The following is an 18757-nucleotide window of genomic DNA, read 5'->3' on the forward strand; positions in this document are numbered from 1 at the left end:
TCCTCTCGGGATCCGCCATATAGGCAAACGAACTGTAACACTTACAGTATCTTGGGCCATGTGGCGCCGAACATCGAGCACAAGACCACGTTCTGCCGGATCTGCGAACCGCTGTGCGGCATGGTGGCCACGGTCGAGGACGGCCGGCTGACGGCGCTGCGCCCGGACAAGGACCACCCGCTCTCGGCCGGTTTCGCCTGCCAGAAGGGCATCGCGTTCACCGAGGTCCAGAACGATCCCGACCGGCTCACCACGCCCGTCCGTAAGACGCCGTCGGGCTACGAGCCCGTGAGCTGGGACGAGGCGCTGTCGGATATCGCCGACCGGTTGGCTGCGATCCTGAAGGCTCGCGGGTCGGGTGCCGTCGGCTGGTACATGGGCAATCCAGGGGCCTTCAGCTATGCGCACACCTTCGCGGCGTTGATGTTCATCAAAGGCCTCGGCCGCGACGGCCACTACTTCACGGCGTCGTCGCAGGACACCAACAGCAGGCTGATCGCCAGCCAGTTGCTGTACGGGGCGCCGACCTCGGTGCCGATCCCCGACCTGACGCGCACCGATCTGCTGGTCATGATGGGAGCCAATCCCGTTGTCTCCCATGGCAGTTTTCTGACCGCGCCGCGGATCAAAGACCGTATGCACGATATCGTCAAGCGGGGCGGGCGAGTCGTCGTCGTCGATCCGCGCCGTAGCGAGACGGCGGCGGCCTTCGAATGGCTGGGCATCGTTCCAGACGCCGACTCCTTCCTGCTGCTGTCGCTCCTGCAGGTGATGTTCGCCGAGGGCCTCGTCGACGTGGCGAAGGTGAAAGCGCAGGCCGACGGCGTCGAATGGCTGCAGTCGCTGTGCGCGCGGTTCACCCCGGAGTTCACCGCGGCCCATACCGGTATCGCGGCCGACAGTGTCCGGTCGCTGGCGCGGGATCTGGTGCGCGAACCTCGGGCCGCCGTCTACGGCAGGCTCGGAACCTGCGTCGGCCGCTACGGCACACTCACCACCTATTTGATCGACGCGGTGAATCTCGTCGCGGGCAATCTCGATGCCCCCGGCGGGTCGGTGTTCAGTTCGATGGAGACCGTGGGAGGGCGCTGGCAGGCCACGATGATGGGTCTGGCGATGCGCCGCTCTTATCGCAACCGGTCCCGCATCGGCGGCATCCCCATCGCCGTCGCGATGGAACCGGCCGCGCTGATGGCCAAGGAGATCACCACTGGAGGCGATAGGCAGATCAGGGCGATGTTCGTCTCCGCGGGCAACCCGATGTTGTCGGTGCCCAACGGCGACGAACTCGAAGCGGCCTTCGAGTCTCTGGAACTGTCTGTGGGACTTGACTTCTACGTCACCGAGACGACCGGCCGGTGCGACTACATCCTGCCGGTGACCACGATGTACGAACGCGACGACTTCCCGTACACGTTCCAGGCTTTCCAGGCCACGCCGTTCCGGCAGGCCACCGAGGCGGTGGTCGCGCCGGCGGGTGAGGCCCGTTCGGAATGGGATATCGTCGAAGATCTCACGGTCCGGCTGGCACGCACTGTGCCCGCGTTCGCGGCACTGGGTGCCATTCGAAAAGTGCTGGGCCTCTTCGGGGTAGCCCTGAAGCCGCGGATGATGATCGATGCCTTGATCCGGATGTCACAGGGTGGTGACCTGTTCGGGCTGCGGCGCGGAGGGCTGACACATCGCCGGCTGACCGAGGACCATCCACACGGCGTGGTCGTGGCGGCGCATATCCGCACCGGTGTGCTGCGCAATGCGGTGGCCTACCTGTCCCGCCGGGTTCGGCTCACTCATGCCGGTATCGCCGCCGAGGTCGACAAGCTCATCGGCAGTGGCCATCCCGATGGATTTCCGTTGCTGATGATCGGCATGCGCGAGCCCCGTTCGGAGAACTCGTGGATGCACAATTCGCCGCTGCTGATGCGGGGCGAGCGCAGCCACCGGGCGCTTATCCACGTCGATGACGCAGCCGAGTTGAGCATCGCCGATGGTGATGTGGTGCGGGTGTCGTCGCCGTACGGCCAGATCACCGTCGAGGTGAACACCACCAAGGACCTGATGGCCGGGGTGATCGCCGTACCGCACGGGTGGGGCCATAAGGGCACCGGGACCTGGCGGGTGGCGAACCGCGCGGGCGGGTCGAACGTCAACCGACTGACGTCGAGCGCGCCCGAGGATGTCGAGTCGTTGTCGGGGATGGCATGGCTGACCGGTGTTCCCGTTCGCGTCGAGCGAATTTCCGAAGGGGTCGCGGCAAGCCTGGCCTGAGTCAGGCGATCGCGCCCGACTCCTTGAGTGCCTCGATCCGGTCCCAGTCGATCCCGATCTCCATCAGCACGATCTCGGTGTGCTCACTGGCCTGTGGTGCGCGAGTGGTCTCCAGCGGCTCGTGATTGAACTGCACCGGCCCGCGCACCACCTTGAACGGTGCCCCGCCGTCGGCGGCCTCCACCTCGACGATCATGTCGTTGGCGATGGCCTGTTCGTCGGAGGCCAGATCGACCAGGCTCTGGAAGGGTGCCCACTGGCCCTTCATCGTCCTGAGGTGCTGGCGCCAGTACTCGAAGGGCTTGCTGGCGATCGCCTCGGCGATGAGTTGCACACCGGCTTCGGCATTCTGGATCAGCGGCATCACATCGGAGAACCGCGGGTCGTCGGCGAGCTCGGGCAATCCGAGGTGCTCCCACGTGTCCCGGATGTAGCCGGTAGGGCTGACGATGCACAGGTTGATGGTGCCGCCGTCTGAGGTCAGGTAGTTGGCCATGAAGGGGTTGACCGACGTTGTGGTGCCGGGCATCAGAGACCGCATGGTTTCCCCGGTCTCCATGCCCTGCGTGACGCTGGCGCCCGCCGCCCACCACGCGGTGCTCAGCAGGGAGACGTCGATCTCCACCGCTTCTCCGGTCCGCTCGCGATGGAACAGCGCCGCGGAGATGCCGCCGGCGATGTTCATCCCGCCGATCGAGTCGCCGAATGCCGGGATACCTTGCGGCAGAGCGCCTCCGAGTTCTTCGGGAGTCAAAGCGTGGCCGATGCCGCTGCGAGTCCAGAACGCAGTCCCGTCGAATCCGCCGACCAGGCGTTCAGGTCCCTTGTCGCCGTAGGCACTTCCGCGCGCATAGATGATGTTCGGGTTCGCCGCGCGGATGTGCTCGACGTCGAACTTGTTCTTCTGCCGGGCCTGCGGCATGTAGTTGGTGAGAAACACGTCGGAGGTCTTCGCTAGTTCGTAGAGCACCTCCTGGCCGTCGGGGGTGGACACATCGATGCCGACGCTGCGCTTGCCGCGGTTGGGATGCTCGATCAGCGGATGACGGTTGGGATCGAGCTGGAAGCCGCCCATGTTGATGAATCCGCGCTGGGTGTCGCCCCGGACCGGGTGCTCGACCTTGATGACATCGGCGCCCCAGTCAGCCAGGATCGCCCCGGCCGCCGGTACGAACGTGAACTGCGCGACCTCCAGGACCCGGATGCCGTCCATCACCTTGATCAAGATCATTCCCTTCGCCCTGCGGGTGGTATCCACATTCTCATGTCCCGGCCGCCGCGGGCCGAGGAATCGGCCCAACACTGCTGCAGAATATTACTGTAACCTTTACAGTTGACCGTCCCAGAACAAGAAGGTGGTGCCTTTAGTGGGCGAGCAGGGTGCGACGAGCGTCGAGCTGGGGGAGCGCGCGGCGAAGCGAGCCGAGGCCCGGATGCTCATCGACGGGACGCTGACCGTGGCCGCCGACGGCGCCGAGTTCGATAACCTGAGCCCCGCCACCGGCCGGGTGCTGGGTTTCACCGCCGCGGCCGGCCCCGTCGACATGGACCGTGCGATCGCCGCGGCCCGAAGGGCGTTCGACGACACCGACTGGGCTACCAACCGCGAGTTGCGTAAGCGCTGTCTGGCCCAGCTGCAGTCCGCTCTGGAAACCGAAAAGGAAGACCTGCGCGAAGAACTGGTCGCCGAAGTCGGCTGCCCGGTGATGTCGACCGGCGATGCCCAGCTGGAGTGGCCGCTGGCCGACTCATTGCGCTACCCGTCCCGGCTGATCGACGAATTCGACTGGGAGCGAAGGCTCGACGGTGGCGGCCTGTTCGGTGAGCGCAACGTCCGCACGGTGGTCAAAGAACCGGTCGGTGTCGTCGCCGCCATCACCCCGTCGAACTACCCGGTCGAGGTCATCCTCAACAAACTCGGTCCCGCGCTGGCCACCGGCAACACCGTCGTCCTCAAGCCGGATCCCAACACGCCGTGGAACGCCACCCGCATCGGCAGGCTCGTCGCCGAGCACACCGACATTCCAGCAGGCGTTCTCAACGTCGTCCCAACCCCGTCCAACGAGGTCGCCGGACTCCTGGCCACGGACCCGCGGGTGGACATGGTGTCGTTCACCGGCTCTACCGCGGTCGGCAAGCAACTGCTGCGCGACGGCGCCGACAGCATGAAGCGCACCTTTCTGGAACTGGGCGGCAAGTCCGCCCTGATCGTGCTCGAGGACGCCAACCCTGCGCACGTCATCGGCGGCGCGGTCGGGGTGTGCGTACACGCCGGGCAGGCCTGTGCGCTGACCACCCGGTTGGTCATCCACGAATCCCTCTACCCGGAGGCTCTGGCCGCCATCACCGCGGCGTATCAGGCGGTGCCGGTCGGTGATCCGGCGCAGCCGGGAACATTCGTCGGACCCGTCGTCAGTGCCAAGCAGAAAAAGCGGGTGCTCGACGCGTGCGATCAGGCCCGCCGCGACGGCGCCCAAATCCTCACCGGGGGAAGAAGTGTCGAAGGCCTGCCGGACCACCTGGCCGCCGGACATTTCGTGCAGCCGACCGTCATTGTCGGTGTCGACAGCACGTCCGCGATCGCCCAGCAGGAGATCTTCGGACCCGTGCTGGTGGTGCTGCCGTTCCGCACCGACGACGAAGCCGTCCGGATCGCCAACGACAGCGCTTACGGCCTTGCTGGTGCCGTGCTATCGGGCTCACTCGACCGGGGGATGAGCGTCGCGCGCCGGATCCGCACCGGCTCGATCGGCGTCAACGGCGGAATGTTCTACGGCGCCGACGCCCCGTTCGGGGGTTACAAGAACAGCGGCGTCGGACGCCAGTGCGGAATCGAGGGATTCCAGCAGTACCTGGAGACCAAGACCGTCGCCTTCCGCGCGCCACGCACGTCCTGAAAGGAAGCTCAGTGGGCAAGTTGGACAACAAAGTCGCCGTTGTGTCGGGAGCCGCACGGGGACAGGGCCGTTCGCATGCGATTGCGCTTGCCGCCGAAGGGGCGGACATCATCGTGCTGGACATCTGCGCCGATCTCGAGGGCAACACCTATCCGTTGTCGCGGCCCGAAGACCTCGACGAGACGGCGCTGCTGGTGGAGAAGGAAGGCGCGCGGTGTTTCAGCGCGATCTGCGACGTCCGTGAGCGCGGCGCGGTATGGCAGACGATCGCCGAGGCGGTCGAGGAGATGGGCCACCTCGACGTCGTGGTCGCCAACGCGGGCATCTGCCCGATGGGCAGAGGTCAAACCCTGCAATCGTGGTCGGACACCATCGACACCGACCTGGTCGGGGTGTTCAACGTGATCCAGGCCTGTATGCCGCACCTGAACGACGGCGCATCGGTGATCGCCACCGGATCCCTGGCCGCTCAGCTCGGCAGTGCCAGCAATCAGGGCCCGGGCGGATCGGCGTACAGTCTGGCCAAGCAGATGGTCGCCCACTACGTCAACGACCTGTCAATCCAGTTGGCCAAGAGAATGATTCGGGTCAACGCGCTGCACCCCACCAACGTCAACACCGACATGCTGCACAACGAGGGAATGTATCGGGTGTTCCGGCCCGACCTGGCCTCGCCGACCCGGGACGACGCCGAGCTGTCCTTCCCCGCGATGCAGGCGATGCCGGTGCCCTACATCGAACCGTATGACGTGTCGGCGGCCGTGGTGTTCCTGGCCAGCGAGGACTCCCGCTACATCACCGGGACGCAACTACGCATCGACGCAGGCGGTTTCGTCAAAGCCAAGCCTTGGAGGGGATGAGTAAGGCTGGCGATTACCGGACGGCGTTGAAAGTCACCGGCAGCGATGTGGGTGACCGGAACGGCTGGCCGTGAATGTGCGGATCGTCGTCGTTGCGCAGAGTGATGTTCGTCAGCCGATCCAGCAGTGACTCGAGCGCCACCCGGGTTTCCATCCGCGCCAGGTGCAAGCCCATGCACGTGTGCTCACCGGCGGCGAACGAAATATGCGGCATGTGCGTGCGGAAGATGTCGAACTCTTCCGGCCTGTCCCAACGTCGTTCGTCCCGGTTGGCCGAGCCGATGCACACGTCGACCACCGAACCAGCGGGTATCGCAACACCTTCCAGCTCACTGTCTCCGGTGGCGAACCGCTGGACCGTGGTCAGTGGTGTCTCGTAGCGCAGGCCCTCCTCGATCGCGGGGCGGATCAAAGCTCGGTCGGCCTGGACCGCGGCGAGTTGCTCGGGGTGAGTGAGCAACAGGTAGAGCAGATTGCCCGACGACCGGTAGGTGGTTTCCAGGCCGGCGGGCAGCAATAGCCTCAGGAACGAGTAGATCGCCTCGTCACTGAGCTTTTCGCCGTCGATCTCGGCGGTCACCAGATCGCCGATGACGTCTTCGGTGGGGGTGGACCGGCGCTTGTCGATCTGCTCGAGGAAATATTCCTTGAGGGCCGCAGAGGCCTCGAATGCCTTCTCGTAGTTGACCGCGTAGCTGATCAGCTGGACCGCGCGGCGCCGGAACGTCGGCAGATCCTCCTCGGGCAGTCCGAGCAGCCGGGTGATGACCCGGGTGGGGAACTCGAAGGTGAACTCCCGGACCAGGTCCACCTCACCGGCGTCGATGAACTCGTTGATCAGGCCCTCGACGATGGGCCGCACGATTTCGGGCTCCCATCGCGACAGCGACTTCGACTTGAATGCCGCCGAGACCAGGTTGCGATGCTCCCAGTGCGCCTTGCCTTCCATGCCGAGGATGCTCGGGCCGATGAACAGGCCGATGGTCGAGTCGTAGATCTTGGAGTTGAACACCTTGCCGTCACGGAACACCTTGTTGACGGCGTCGAAGGACACCGCGGCGTACTCGTTCTTGGGGCGAAGCGACTCGGGAGTCTTGGAATGGTCGATGACGGTGCCTCGGAAGATCCCGGTAGCCCTGCGCATCTCGGCGAAGAAGGGGTAGGGGTTGCGGAGGTAGTCGGCGGGCAGCGGTGGCACGGCGGTGTCGGTGTCCATCACGTCCCCCAGATCGCGAGCAGCTCGTCGGTGGTGGTGACCCTGGCCAGCAGTGACAGGGTGTTGTCGATGATGGCCGTTCCGTACTCGGCGGGTACGCCGGCCACGGCGTCGCGTGGCAGGACGACTCGGTAGCCGGCGTTGACGGCGTCCATCACCAGGTTGGGGATCGCGACGTTCAATGACACGCCGACGGCCACGATGGTGGTCGCGCCGAGGTTCCGCAGGATCGCGTCGAGGTCGGTGCCACCCATCGGTCCAAGGCCATGCCAGCGCTTGAGCACGAGATCGTCTGGCTCGGGGCCGAATTGGTGCAGGAGCGTCGCGCCGGCGCTGCCGGGTGCGATGTCAACCCCGCTGGCGCCGATGGCGAACAGCTTGGCGTTGTTATTGGAGCCGAGACCGTCAGGCCGGCGCTGCACCAGGCAGTGCACCACCTGCACGCCGGCCGCCCGCGCCGCCGGCAGCAGCCGGGCGATGTTGGGCAGCGCCTCGCGCTCGGCTTCCCTGGCCAGCGCTGCCAGCCCGGCGTCGGGTCCGACCACCGCGCCTTGCAACTCCTGGGTCAATATGACGGTGTGGGCCGGGTCGACGAGATCGGGTTTCATACTGGGGCCGCCGCGTCGACGTCGTAGAACTGCAACGCCCACTTCCGCATCGCCATATAGGGTTTCGCGTCGACCTTGGCCAGCGCGGGATGCTCGACGTACTTCTGGTAGCGCCAGATCTCGAGGTCGTCCCACACCGTTCCGAGATACTGCTTCTCCACCCGCTGCCTGACGTCTTCGGGGGGAATGTCACTGGTGTCAGCGGCTTTTCGTGGCCACCAGATTGAATAGAACATGTTGGACACCTCGTCGTCGACGGGTGTGCAGGCGAAGATCAGCCGGTGGTTCGACGAGCCTTCGAACGCACTGATCGCGAACCCCAGCCCGGAGAAGTGGCTGTGGATACGCAGCGCCATCGTGTTCGGGTCGTCGCTGCGGGCGTCGGGCCAGCCGGTGAGGAACCGCCACTCTTCGTCGACCGCTTCCCAGTCCAGGCACACCGGCGTGACCGTCGCATGGTGCACGTAGTGGAAATGCGCACTGTCCGGGCCGTTTTCGGCCACGATCTGCGGATGCACCGGCTCGTTCTCGGCGAATCGGGAGAACTCGGGGTAGGGCCGGTAATAGTCGTCCGGATCGACGGGGAACTGCGGAAATTTGGTGAAGATGTCGGGCAGGTCCCACCGGGGTGGCTCGCCGCCCGGATGGTGCCACAGGAAGATGCAGCCATGCTGTTCAGCAACCGGATAGGCCCGAAGGTGAAGGCCCTTGTTGGGCCGGTCCGGTTGGTAGGGGATGTAGGTGTTGGCGCCGTCGGGTCCCCACCGCCAGCCGTGGAACGGGCACTCGACGCAGTCGCCGACGACGGTGCCACCATGCCCGATGTGCGCGCCGAGGTGCTTGCAGTGGCCCTCCAGCACGTGCAGCTCGCCGGACTGGTCGCGGTAGATGACCAGATCTTCGCCGAAATAACGCAGCGGCCGCACGTCGCCGACAGCGTATTCCGCCGACCAGCCGATCATGAACCAGCCGGTGACCTTCCACGTGAACGGAACTTTCACGCGGTGCCTCCTCCCAACTCAAGGGTGTACTAAGAGTATTACAGTAGTGCTTTCAGGCTGGCCCGAATGGAGGCGTCCGCTGGTCGATCGCGGCGCTGCATCCGACCCGAACCCTGCTGCGGTTCAGCTGACGAGATCGGCGGCGATGACGGCCTCGCCGAACGCGTCGAGGTAGTCGGTAGCCGCCTGCGGGGTGTCCGCCTCGACGTGGGCGACAGCCCAGTTCGCTCCGTGCGCGGCGAGTTCGCCCAGCACATCGGCGGCTTGGCGCAGCGAGGAGTCGTCGTCGACGTCGATCCACGGACAGATCACCTGGACGTCGACGGATAGCGGATCGCGCCCGGCGTCAGCCAGTGCATCGCGCAGCCGGGCCAGCCGTACGCCGAACTGACCGGCGTCCTCCAGTGCGGCGGTGCCGATCGCCGACGCCATGCCCGCGGGCGCGATGATCGGCATCCACCCGCTGCCGTGGTCGACTACCCGGCGTAGTGCGGCTGCCGAGTTACCTCCGATCCAGATCGGCGGATGGGGCCGCTGCACGGGTGGCTGCAGCCACATCGGGCCGGTTGCCGTGAATCCCATACCGCTGAACGGGGTTTCGGGGTCCGTCCATATCGAACGCAGCGCTGCCAACGCTTCGTCGAGCAGCTGTGCACGGTCGTCCACGTCGACGCCGAGCGCGGCGAATTCCGAGCGCAGGTAGCCGGCTCCGACACCGGCGATCAACCGGCCGGCGGACAGGATGTCGAGGCTCCCGAGCGACTTGGCGGACAGGTACGGATTGCGGAACGGCAGCACATACAGGTTGGTCATCAGCTTGATGTCGGTGGTCACTGCGGCCATGAAGCTCAGTGCCGCGATCGGGTCGAGAGTGTTGTGGCCGCCGCCCCGCCGCCATTTCAGTGATGGGGCCGGATGCTCGGACAGTGCGATCGCGGAGAACCCGGCCGCTTCGGCCCGCGCCGCCACGTCGCGGATCACCTGTGGCTCGAGGAAATCGTCGGGGGCGGTGGGTAGCTCGCTCGGATATTCGAGGGTGTACCGCATCGCCCGCCTGAGGATTTCGGGGATCCGGCGACCTGGCCGGTTCCAATACTGTAATAGTTACAGTAGCATCCGCTGTGCGATGAGAGAAGGGTCCGTCGATGGACAGTGCTGATGTGCTCGTGATCGGAGCCGGGTTCTCCGGTCTCTACATGCTGCACCGGCTGCGACAGCTCGGCCTTCGGGGCCAGGCGCTGGAGAGGGCCGAAAATGTCGGCGGCACTTGGCTGTTCAACCGATACCCGGGTGCGCGCTGCGATATCGAGAGCATCGAGTACTCCTACAGCTTCTCCGAGGAGATCCAGCAGGAGTGGGTCTGGACCGAGACCATGCCGGCTCAGCCCGAGATCGAGGCGTACCTGAACTTCGTCGCCGACCGGCTTGACCTGCGTCGCGACATCCGCTTCAACACCGATGTCATCGCGATGACGTTCGACGAGGACAGTGCGACCTGGACGGTGGAGACTGCCACCGGCGAGACGTTCGTCGCGCCCTTCGTCGTCGCCGCCTCCGGCATCCTGTCGGTTCCGCTGGAACCCGACATTCCCGGTATGGGGAGTTTCGCCGGGGAGTCGCTGTTCACCAGCCGATGGCCCGAGGGCGGCGTCGACCTGACCGGCAAGCGGGTGGGCGTCATCGGGACCGGATCGACCGGTGTGCAGATGATCCCGGTGATCGCGCGGGACACCGAGCAGCTCTTCGTCTTCCAGCGTTCGCCGGCCTTCACATTGCCATGGGAAGTGCGGGCGTTCGAGCCCGGTGAGCTCGATGAGATGAAGGGGCGCTACGGCGAGATCCGCGAAGCCCAGCGCCAGCATCCGGTGGGTGCGGCACGGCTGTCGGCGTTCTCGGTCCTGATCGACATGTTGGTCAGCCCGCCGATCAAGTCGGCCACCCGGGAGGAACAGCAGCGCGCGGTCGAGGAGCACGGGGTGATGGGGGCCCTCAATTGGGGCGACATCTTCTTCGACATCGAGGCCAACCGGATGGCCACCACGCTGTACGGCGAGGCGATCGCACGGATCGTCAAAGATCCGGAGACGGCCGCGGCCCTGGTCCCCAGCCACCCCTTCGGATGCAAACGCCCGATCATCGACCAGGGATATTACGAGACCTACAACCGCGACAACGTCACGTTGGTGGATCTGCGCAAGGACCCTATCCGAGTGGTCGCCCCCGACGGTATCGACACCGAGAGCGGGCACTATGACCTCGACGTGATCGTGTACGCCACCGGTTTCGACGCGATGACCGGAGCACTCACCCGCATCGACGTCCGCGGCCGCAGCGGTGCCGTGTTGCGCGACGTGTGGGCCGACGAAGGGCCGGTGTCCTACCTCGGGCTTGCGGTCGCCGGGTTCCCCAATCTGTTCACCGTGCAGGGTCCGGGAAGTCCTTCGGCAGCGACGAATTTCGTCGCCGCGCTGGAGCAGCACATCGAATGGATCGGCGACTGCATCGCCTACCTGAAGGCGAACGGCTACCGGACGATCGACGCCTTGCCGACCGCACAGCAGGAGTGGATCGAACACACCACATCTCTTGTGGCACCGACGGTGCTGGTGCACCCGACCTGCAATTCGTGGTACAACGGCGCGAACGTTCCCGGCAAGAAACGGATGTACATGGGCTACACGGCGGGCATCCCCGAATACCGTCGGCGCTGCGACGAGATCGCCGACGGCGGTTACGTCGGCTTCAAGCTGACGTGATGGGGCTGGCCAACGCGCATCGGCTGGCGACTCAACTCGGTGGTGTGCTGCCCCGGTCCGTGAGCGCATTGCAGCAGTCGGACGACTGGAATCCGCTGTCCGGGCGCGGCATGCGCCAGGTCGTCGAGGTGGCACTCGACGAGCTCGTGGTGACCGGTATGACGCTGATGTCCTCGCCGCCGAAACTGAGCCGGCCGGTCGACGAGTACGCCGGGGTGGCAGCCGAATTGGCCGCACTGGGTGTGGCCGGAGTGCATCGAGATCCTCAGCCGTTGCAGGTGAAAGGCATCCGGCCCGTCAACGCCGGGGTGCTCTCGTATGAGCGGATGAGCTACGACCATGACCCGCAGCTGGTTTCGGCTCTGGCGGCCGAGGGGCATGACGGGCCGGCGGCTGCCGAGGTGGTGCTGTTCCGTCACGACGACGGGCCGAGGCCGTGGCTGGTCTGGGTGCACGGCGCGGGTCAGGGCGGAATGTCGGACATCGTGGTCGCCCGGGTCGGACGCATTCACCGCGAGCTCGGCTTCAACGTGGCGATGCCTGTCCAGCCGGGGCACGGGCCGCGGAAGGATCGCTGGCCGGCCTACCCGGGAACCGATCCGCTCGCCAACGTCGCCGGGATGGTCAGGGCCGTCTCGGAGGTGCGGGCGGTGATCGGGTGGATCGAGCCCGACTCGACGGCGATAGCGCTGTCCGGATTGTCGCTGGGCAGTGCGGTCGCCGCCCTGGTCGCCGGCTTGGACGAGCGGGTCGACGCGGTGGCCCTCTACACCCCGATTCTCGGACTCAACGGCATGATCGCCCGGCATCTGCACCGTTGGGGGTCGGCGGCCGAGATCGTCGGTGCGGCAATGGCATCCGACATCGTCTCCGACGTGACGTCGGTGATCGACCCGCTGGCCGTACACCCCTTGCCGCCACCGGAGCGACGGTTGATAGTCGGGGCCTGGCATGACCAGATGGCGTACCGGCAGTGCGCGCTGGACCTGCACGAGCGGTGGGGCGGCGAGCTGTACTGGCACGATGGCGGGCACGTCGGACATCTGTTCTCCGGAGCGGTGCAGGCGCAGACCGAGCTATTCCTGGGGGCGTTGTCTCAGGTGCCGTAGTCGCGGACGATGCGGGTGCGGGCATGCGCCAACTCGGTGTCCAGGTCGAAGCCGGCCGGAAGTGCGAGCCACAGGAAGGCGATGCCGAAGAACACGGCCGAGATGTCGCCGACGGCGCGGTCCACATCGATATCGCGGCGAACGGATTTGTCCCGCTGACCCTTCCGCAGGCCGTCTGCCACGTTGGCCACGCCGCCGGCCAGTTGGTCGGTGACTCGTTCGCGCAGTGGCGAGGTGGTCTTCATCGCCTCGAACGTGGAGACGAACATCGCACGCAACACATCGGGGTCGTGGGCGTACAGGTCGCGGATGCGGTCGATGTGCCCGAGCACCTGGTCCATACCCGTCGCCTCGGGGTTGGGGTTCGGATTGAGCCGTCCGACATACTCCTGCAGGAAGTCCTCCAGGATGGCTTCCTTGCCGCCGAAGCGGGCGTGCACCATCGTGCGGCTGTATCCGGCGCGCCGGCCGATCTCGGCGGCCGTGGTTGCCTCCCAGCCCTTCTCGACGATCAGCTCGGCCGCGGCTTCCATCAGCCGGCGCCGAGAGGTCTCGACCCGTTCAGGTTGCGTCAATCCGCGTGCGGGAGATGGCACCCTTGCATATTAAACACACGACAACTATGTTTCGGGAGGTGACTTCAGCCACGGCAGCGGTGCCGTCCGGCATCGACGCCGTCGATCCCACCTGGCTCACCGAAGCGCTGCGTGCGGATTCGACGATTCCTGACGACGCCGTCGTCAGTGAGGTGGTCGCCGAGCGGATCGCGGAGGACAGCGGCTTCTCGTCGCTGCTGTATCGACTCAACCTGACCGGCAGTCCTGGCCTGCCCGCGACGATAATCGTGAAGCTGGCTGCGCAGTCGGAAGCCCGCGGCGCGATGGAACTGCTTGGCGGCTATCGGCGGGAACTCGCGTTCTACCGCGACATCGCCGGCCGCGCGCCGATCGACACTCCGCACGTCTACGCCGCGCGCATCGCCGACGACTGCGCTGATTTCGTGCTCTTGCTGGAGGACCTGCAGGACTGGGACAACGCCGACCACCTCGCGGGGTTGTCGATCGAACGGGCCCGGTTGTGCATCGCGCAACTGGCCGGCCTTCACGCGTGGTCAGTGCAACCGTCGAATACTTCAGTGCTGCAGCTGTTTCCCAGTCTCGACATGCCGGCGGTCCGTGACCTGCTAGTGCCGGCCTTCGGGCCCGGTTGGGACATCTACCGTGCGCGCTCCGAGGCGCCGGTTCCAGAATCCGTCGCCCGCTTCGCCGAGCGATTCTCCGATCATGCGGCGACCGCGCTGGCCGGGCTGACCGAGCGGTCCATGCTGTTGCACGGCGACATCAGAGCCGACAACATGTTCTTCGCCGGTGACCGAATGAAAGTCGTGGACTTCCAATTCGCCGAAGTGGGCGCCGGGGCGGTCGACGTCGCTTATCTGGTCAGCCAGGGACTGCCCACCGAGATGCGCCGTGGCCAGGACGAAGCGCTGCTTCGCGGTTACCTCGACGAGCTCGGGGACATCGGGTATTCGTTCGACGAGGCGTGGCGGCATTACCGGCTGGCGACCGCCTTCCTGATGCTGCTGCCCGTCATCACGCTGATCGGCTGGGACGCGCTACCGGAACGGTCACGCGCGCTGTGCCTGACCCTGACCGATCGGGCGGTGGCCACGATCGCTGAGATCGACGCACTGGAGGTCTTCTGATGACCCGCACGGCGCGTGAGGTCGTCGAGTTGTACAACCTGGTGGTCTGGAACGACCGCGATATCGCGTTAGCGGAGGAGTTATTGGGTGACAGCGTGATTCGCCACGAGGTCGGTGAAGCGGTGGTGCTCACCCATGAGGAGGCCGTCAAGCGCGTCGTCGACCACCTGGAGATGTTCGAGTCCATCCGGTTCGACCTCAACGTGGTGGTCGCCGGTGACGATGGCGAGCATGTCGCGATCGTCTACCAGTCGCCGATGAGGCTCAAGGACGGCATGGAGACGACCGTCGGCAGCATGGAGATCTTTCGTGTCGTCGACGGAAAAATCACCGAAGTGTGGAACTGCGGTTACAAACAAGGAGTTTGGGCGTGAGCGGTACGGCGGGCAGGAGCGAAGCGACATGGGGATGAACACGCGCGTGCTGGATGAACTCGGCTACTACCTGCTGGCCGGCGCCGGCGGGGAAGGCCCTGCCACCCTGATGGAGGAGGCGCGCCGGGGTGAGGAGCTGGGCTTCGGCACCGGCTTCATCTCCGAACGCTGGAACGTCAAGGAAGCGTCGTCACTGGTGGGCGCGGCCTTGGCCGTCACCAGCCAGATGCAGATCGCCACGGCGGCAACCAATCACAACACCCGGCACCCGCTGATCACCGGGTCGTGGGCGACCACGATGCACCGGCTGTCGGGGGGCCGGTTCACGCTCGGTATCGGCCGCGGTATCGCGGCGATCTATGGCGCGTTCGGCATTCCGCCGGTGACCACCGCGCAGATGGAAGACTTCGCGCAGGTGATGCGGCGGTTGTGGCACGGCGAGCTGATCTTCAACCACGATGGGCCGCTGGGGAAGTACTCGATCCTGTTCCTGGACCCGGACTTCAACGAGGACATCAGGCTTGCTCTGGTGGCGTTCGGACCCGAGACGCTCAAGCTCGGTGGGCGGCAGTTCGACGACGTCATCCTGCACACCTACTTCACCCCTGAGACGCTGGCGCGCAGCGTCAAGACCGTCAAGGATGCCGCCGAGCAGGCCGGGCGAGATCCCGACAGCGTGCGGGTGTGGTCCTGCTTCGCGACGGTGGGGGACCACCTTCCCGAGGAGCTGCGGCTGAAAAAGACGGTCGCGCGGCTGGCCACCTACCTGCAGGGCTACGGCGATCTCCTGGTGAACACGAATGGCTGGGATCCTGCTGTGCTGGAACGGTTCCGGGCGGACCCCGTCGTGCAGTCCGTCGGCGGCGGTATTGATCACAAGGCCACCGCCGACCAGATCGAGCACATCGCGACGTTGATTCCCGACGAGTGGCTGGAGCCCTCGGCAACCGGGTCTGCGAGTGAGTGTGTCGACCGGATCCGCAAGGAATTCGACTACGGAGCCGACGCGGTGATCCTGCACGGCGCCACCCCCGACGAGCTGGAGCCGGTCGTCGCGGCCTACCGCGCGTCTGACAAGTAGTCGAATCGTCCCGGCCTCAAACGGTTGTGACGCTACGGCGTGATGACGGTGCGGCTCACCGGTTCGGCAACCTCCTGACGGCTGAAGATGCCGCGCTGAAGCGCCAGAAGTAGGGCATTGCGGGTTTCCTCCGGCGCGATCAGTTCGTCGAAGCCGAGATGGCTGGCCGAGCGGTACGAGGCCTCCAATTCCATCTTCTTCAGGATCTCGGTGACGTCCTCGTCGGCGTGCGAGGCCCGGCCCAGTGCGGCCGCGCTCATCGCGCCCATGGTGGCGCCCGGGTAGGCGAACGTCGCCACCTGATTGTCGAACCCCAGCAGCGACATGACCATCGAACCGAACCCGAAGGCCTTGCGCAGGGTGACATGTAGCTTCAGTGTCGTTGCAGCCGTCTGAGCGGCGAACATCCTTGCCCCGCTGCGCAGTACGCCGCTGCGTTCGGATTGGCTACCCGGAAGCATGCCCGGATTGTCGGCCAGGAAGACGAGCGGCAGGTGGAACGAGTCGGCGACCATGATGAAATGGGCAGCCTTGTCCGCGGCATCGGAGTCGATGGACCCGGCGATCTGGGTGGGCTGATTGGCGACGACAGCGACCGGATATCCGCCCAAATGCGCCAGGGCACAGATAATGGCCTTGCCGAACTTCGGCTGGATCTCCAGCCAGTCCGTCTCGTCGAAGACGACGTCGAGGACGGTGCGCATGTCGTAGATGTTGCGGTTGTCCCGGGAGATGATGTCGACCAGCTCTGGGGTCGGGCGAAGACCAGCGTCCTCGTCGTACAGCCGGGTCGGGGGATATGACCACGCGCTGGAAGGGAAGTAGGACAGGTAGCGCCGGATGTCGTCGAGCACGGCGTCGTCGGTCTCGGCGTAGTTGTGGATAACGCCGCTCGCCAGCGCGACACCCGGCCCGCCGAGGTCCTCCTTCGAAATATCCTCTCCGGTAGCCTCTTTCACGACCGGGGGGCCGGCGGTGAAGATCGCGCCCTGCTGACTCATGATGGAGAAGTCGCATACCGGCGCGACCAGTGCGCCGTGGCCCGCCGACGGGCCGAGGACTGCCGAGATGGTGGGGACCTTGCCCGAGCACTGCGCCTGGGCGATCAGGTCGGTGGGTGTGCGGCCGTAGTGCTCACCGCCTGCGGCGCGAAAACCGGCGCCCTCCAACAGCATCACCAACGGGATCTTGTTACGCAGTGCGAGCTCGGCGAGCCGGTAACGCTTGGCGTTGCCGCCGGGGCCGATGCTGCCGGCAAGGGTGGTGAAGTCCTCCGCGCCGACCATGACCGGCGTTCCGTCGATGCGGCCGGCGCCGGCAACCAGTCCGTCGGCGGCGATGTCACCGCCGACCAAGGTGCCGAACTCCTGGAAGGTGCCCTCGTCGAGGAGATGGTCGATTCGGCCTCGAGCGTCCAGCTTTCCCTTGCCGTGGTGCTTGGCGACACGCTCTTCGCCGCCCATCGCGTGTGAGTGCTGGCGGCGGCGGCTCAGGTCGTGGAGCGTCTCCTGCCAATCCTGCGCGTTGCTCATCGACGTGTCCTAACCGTGGCGGCGTTGACCATACTGAAGTGCTTACTGTAGCGTCTGCCACCATGGTCGAGGTCGGCGGTCTCAAGGTCGACCGCGGGGTCATCAGCCGGCTTACCGACGTTGCCGCCGCGGCCCGCGAGGTCGAACGGCTCGGCTACGACGGGTGCTGGACCGCCGAGATCAGTCACGATCCGTTCTTGCCGCTCACACTGGCCGCCGAGCACACCACCCAGATCGAACTGGGGACAAGTATCGCCGTGGCGTTCGCCCGCAATCCGATGACGGTGGCCAACATCGGCTGGGATCTGCAGGACTATTCGCGCGGGCGGCTGCTGCTCGGGCTCGGCACGCAGATCAAGCCGCACATCGAGAAGCGGTTCAGCATGCCGTGGAGCCAGCCGGCGCGACGGATGCGGGAGTTCGTCCTTGCGCTGCATGCCATTTGGGACTGCTGGCGGGACGGCACCAAGCTGAGCTTCGACGGGGAGTTCTACACCCACCGGTTGATGACACCGATGTTCGTGCCGGAGTCGCACCCGTACGGGTCACCGAAGATCGTGATCGCGGCCGTGGGTGAGCTGATGACTGAGGTGTGCGGTGAGGTCGCCGACGGCCTTATCGCGCATGCCTTCACCACCAAGCGGTATTTCGACGAGGTGACGATTCCTGCCTTGCAGCGGGGGATGGCGACGTCCGGTCGCGCGCGTGCTGACTTCCAGGTGATGGCACCGGTGTTCGTGGTGACCGGGGCTGACGAGGCCGAGATCGCCACGGCCGCCGCGGGTACCCGAAAGCAGATCGCGTTCTACGCTTCAACCCCCGCGTACCGGAAGGTGTTGGAGCTGCACGGCTGGGGCGAGTTGCAGACCGAGTTGCATCGGCTTTCACTGGAAGGCCAGTGGGACGCGATGGCCACGCTGATCGATGACGAGATCCTGAGTACGTTCGCCGTTGTCGCACCGCTCGATGGTTTGGCGGGGGCGTTGCGTGAGCGTTGCGACGGCATCATCGACCGGGTGATGGTCGGGCTGCCCGCCTCGGCGTCGGAGGAGACCGTGCGTGCGTTCCTTGACGAGGTGCGGACCGGATCCTGAACGCGTAGAAGGTTTTCCACAGTCTCGGGTTCATCCACAGGTGGGGTTTCGGGGTCATCTTCTGTCGGTGGCTCGACATAGTATTCGAATATGTGTTCGATCGATGGGTTGTTGGGGGAGCTCGACGATGTTGTCGAGCGTCTCGGTGCCGTCGATCTCGAGGTGTTGTCGCCGCCGCGGCGGTTTGTGGTGTTGGAGCGGTTGGAGACTGCGCGGCGGCGTCAGGTGGCGCTCTCGCATGCGGTGCTGGCCCGGT

Annotated in this window: 16 protein-coding genes; 9 read left to right on the forward strand and 7 right to left on the reverse strand. The window is 65.8% G+C overall.

The window, feature by feature from the left end:
• Positions 1–60: 60 nt before the first annotated feature.
• Positions 61–2268: a molybdopterin-containing oxidoreductase family protein gene (locus CG716_RS05725; protein ID WP_094477291.1), complete on the forward strand. Its 2208-nt coding sequence runs from the start codon at positions 61–63 to the stop codon at positions 2266–2268.
• Position 2269: 1 nt separating this feature from the next.
• On the opposite strand, the gene CG716_RS05730 is transcribed toward CG716_RS05725, so the two are convergent.
• Positions 2270–3481: a CaiB/BaiF CoA transferase family protein gene (locus CG716_RS05730; RefSeq protein WP_094477391.1), complete on the reverse strand. Its 1212-nt coding sequence runs from the start codon at positions 3479–3481 to the stop codon at positions 2270–2272.
• 220 nt (positions 3482–3701) lie between these two features.
• On the opposite strand from CG716_RS05730, the gene CG716_RS05735 reads away from it, so the two are divergent.
• Positions 3702–5165 (forward strand): aldehyde dehydrogenase family protein, encoded by a 1464-nt coding sequence (locus CG716_RS05735; protein WP_420093175.1) that lies wholly within the window; start codon positions 3702–3704, stop codon positions 5163–5165.
• 11 nt (positions 5166–5176) lie between these two features.
• A complete protein-coding gene (locus tag CG716_RS05740) occupies positions 5177–6025 on the forward strand; it encodes a mycofactocin-coupled SDR family oxidoreductase (RefSeq protein WP_094477295.1) in 849 nt (282 codons plus the stop codon).
• Positions 6026–6038: 13 nt separating this feature from the next.
• On the opposite strand, the gene CG716_RS05745 is transcribed toward CG716_RS05740, so the two are convergent.
• The 4 genes from CG716_RS05745 to CG716_RS05760 form a co-directional block, all read right to left on the reverse strand.
• On the reverse strand, positions 6039–7241 hold the full coding sequence (locus CG716_RS05745; RefSeq protein ID WP_094477297.1) for a cytochrome P450: 1203 nt from the start codon (positions 7239–7241) through the stop codon (positions 6039–6041).
• Complete coding sequence (locus CG716_RS05750; RefSeq protein WP_094477299.1) at positions 7241–7849, reverse strand: isochorismatase family protein; 609 nt, start codon at positions 7847–7849, stop codon at positions 7241–7243. The genes CG716_RS05745 and CG716_RS05750 overlap by 1 nt, the downstream gene beginning before the upstream one ends.
• Positions 7846–8850 (reverse strand): aromatic ring-hydroxylating oxygenase subunit alpha, encoded by a 1005-nt coding sequence (locus CG716_RS05755; protein WP_094477301.1) that lies wholly within the window; start codon positions 8848–8850, stop codon positions 7846–7848. Before CG716_RS05755 ends, CG716_RS05750 begins: the two co-directional genes overlap by 4 nt.
• Positions 8851–8973: 123 nt before the next feature.
• A complete protein-coding gene (locus tag CG716_RS05760) occupies positions 8974–9897 on the reverse strand; it encodes an LLM class F420-dependent oxidoreductase (RefSeq protein WP_094477303.1) in 924 nt (307 codons plus the stop codon).
• Positions 9898–9995: 98 nt separating this feature from the next.
• Between CG716_RS05760 and CG716_RS05765 the strand changes: the two genes are divergently transcribed.
• The gene (locus CG716_RS05765; protein WP_094477305.1) at positions 9996–11606 is read left to right on the forward strand and encodes a flavin-containing monooxygenase; all 1611 of its coding nucleotides are present in this window, start codon (positions 9996–9998) and stop codon (positions 11604–11606) included.
• Entirely contained in the window at positions 11606–12715 is a 1110-nt protein-coding gene (locus CG716_RS05770) for an alpha/beta hydrolase family protein (RefSeq protein ID WP_094477307.1), read from the forward strand. Before CG716_RS05765 ends, CG716_RS05770 begins: the two co-directional genes overlap by 1 nt.
• Here the strand turns inward: CG716_RS05770 and CG716_RS05775 are convergent.
• On the reverse strand, positions 12703–13311 hold the full coding sequence (locus CG716_RS05775; RefSeq protein WP_165774032.1) for a TetR/AcrR family transcriptional regulator: 609 nt from the start codon (positions 13309–13311) through the stop codon (positions 12703–12705). The two genes, CG716_RS05770 and CG716_RS05775, sit on opposite strands and share 13 nt — an antisense overlap.
• A 26-nt stretch (positions 13312–13337) precedes the next feature.
• Between CG716_RS05775 and CG716_RS05780 the strand changes: the two genes are divergently transcribed.
• The 3 genes from CG716_RS05780 to CG716_RS05790 are packed head-to-tail and all read left to right on the forward strand — an operon-like array spanning position 13338 to position 15875.
• Positions 13338–14420 (forward strand): phosphotransferase, encoded by a 1083-nt coding sequence (locus CG716_RS05780; protein WP_094477311.1) that lies wholly within the window; start codon positions 13338–13340, stop codon positions 14418–14420.
• Entirely contained in the window at positions 14420–14794 is a 375-nt protein-coding gene (locus tag CG716_RS05785; protein ID WP_094477313.1) for a nuclear transport factor 2 family protein, read from the forward strand. Before CG716_RS05780 ends, CG716_RS05785 begins: the two co-directional genes overlap by 1 nt.
• A 34-nt stretch (positions 14795–14828) precedes the next feature.
• On the forward strand, positions 14829–15875 hold the full coding sequence (locus CG716_RS05790) for a TIGR03857 family LLM class F420-dependent oxidoreductase (protein ID WP_094477315.1): 1047 nt from the start codon (positions 14829–14831) through the stop codon (positions 15873–15875).
• A 32-nt stretch (positions 15876–15907) separates the two neighbouring features.
• Here CG716_RS05790 and CG716_RS05795 read toward each other — a convergent pair whose 3' ends face one another.
• Positions 15908–17407, reverse strand: a complete 1500-nt coding sequence (locus tag CG716_RS05795; RefSeq protein ID WP_094477317.1) for an acyl-CoA carboxylase subunit beta — start codon at positions 17405–17407, stop codon at positions 15908–15910.
• A gap of 62 nt (positions 17408–17469) precedes the next feature.
• Between CG716_RS05795 and CG716_RS05800 the strand changes: the two genes are divergently transcribed.
• The gene (locus CG716_RS05800; RefSeq protein ID WP_094477319.1) at positions 17470–18501 is read left to right on the forward strand and encodes an LLM class F420-dependent oxidoreductase; all 1032 of its coding nucleotides are present in this window, start codon (positions 17470–17472) and stop codon (positions 18499–18501) included.
• Positions 18502–18757: the final 256 nt, after the last annotated feature.

Origin of the sequence: Mycolicibacterium sphagni (assembly GCF_002250655.1) — a bacterium.
Classification (GTDB): Bacteria; Actinomycetota; Actinomycetes; order Mycobacteriales; family Mycobacteriaceae; genus Mycobacterium; species Mycobacterium sphagni.

Coding starts and splice junctions, on each gene's coding strand:
- CG716_RS05730 (WP_094477391.1), bottom strand. CDS start 3,481: ATGGACGGCATCCGGGTCCTGGAGGTCGCGCAGTTCACGTTCGTACCG.
- CG716_RS05735 (WP_420093175.1), top strand. CDS start 3,702: ATGCTCATCGACGGGACGCTGACCGTGGCCGCCGACGGCGCCGAGTTC.
- CG716_RS05745 (WP_094477297.1), bottom strand. CDS start 7,241: ATGGACACCGACACCGCCGTGCCACCGCTGCCCGCCGACTACCTCCGC.
- CG716_RS05750 (WP_094477299.1), bottom strand. CDS start 7,849: ATGAAACCCGATCTCGTCGACCCGGCCCACACCGTCATATTGACCCAG.
- CG716_RS05760 (WP_094477303.1), bottom strand. CDS start 9,897: ATGCGGTACACCCTCGAATATCCGAGCGAGCTACCCACCGCCCCCGAC.
- CG716_RS05765 (WP_094477305.1), top strand. CDS start 9,996: ATGGACAGTGCTGATGTGCTCGTGATCGGAGCCGGGTTCTCCGGTCTC.
- CG716_RS05770 (WP_094477307.1), top strand. CDS start 11,606: ATGGGGCTGGCCAACGCGCATCGGCTGGCGACTCAACTCGGTGGTGTG.
- CG716_RS05780 (WP_094477311.1), top strand. CDS start 13,338: ATGTTTCGGGAGGTGACTTCAGCCACGGCAGCGGTGCCGTCCGGCATC.
- CG716_RS05785 (WP_094477313.1), top strand. CDS start 14,420: ATGACCCGCACGGCGCGTGAGGTCGTCGAGTTGTACAACCTGGTGGTC.
- CG716_RS05790 (WP_094477315.1), top strand. CDS start 14,829: ATGAACACGCGCGTGCTGGATGAACTCGGCTACTACCTGCTGGCCGGC.
- CG716_RS05795 (WP_094477317.1), bottom strand. CDS start 17,407: ATGAGCAACGCGCAGGATTGGCAGGAGACGCTCCACGACCTGAGCCGC.
- CG716_RS05800 (WP_094477319.1), top strand. CDS start 17,470: ATGGTCGAGGTCGGCGGTCTCAAGGTCGACCGCGGGGTCATCAGCCGG.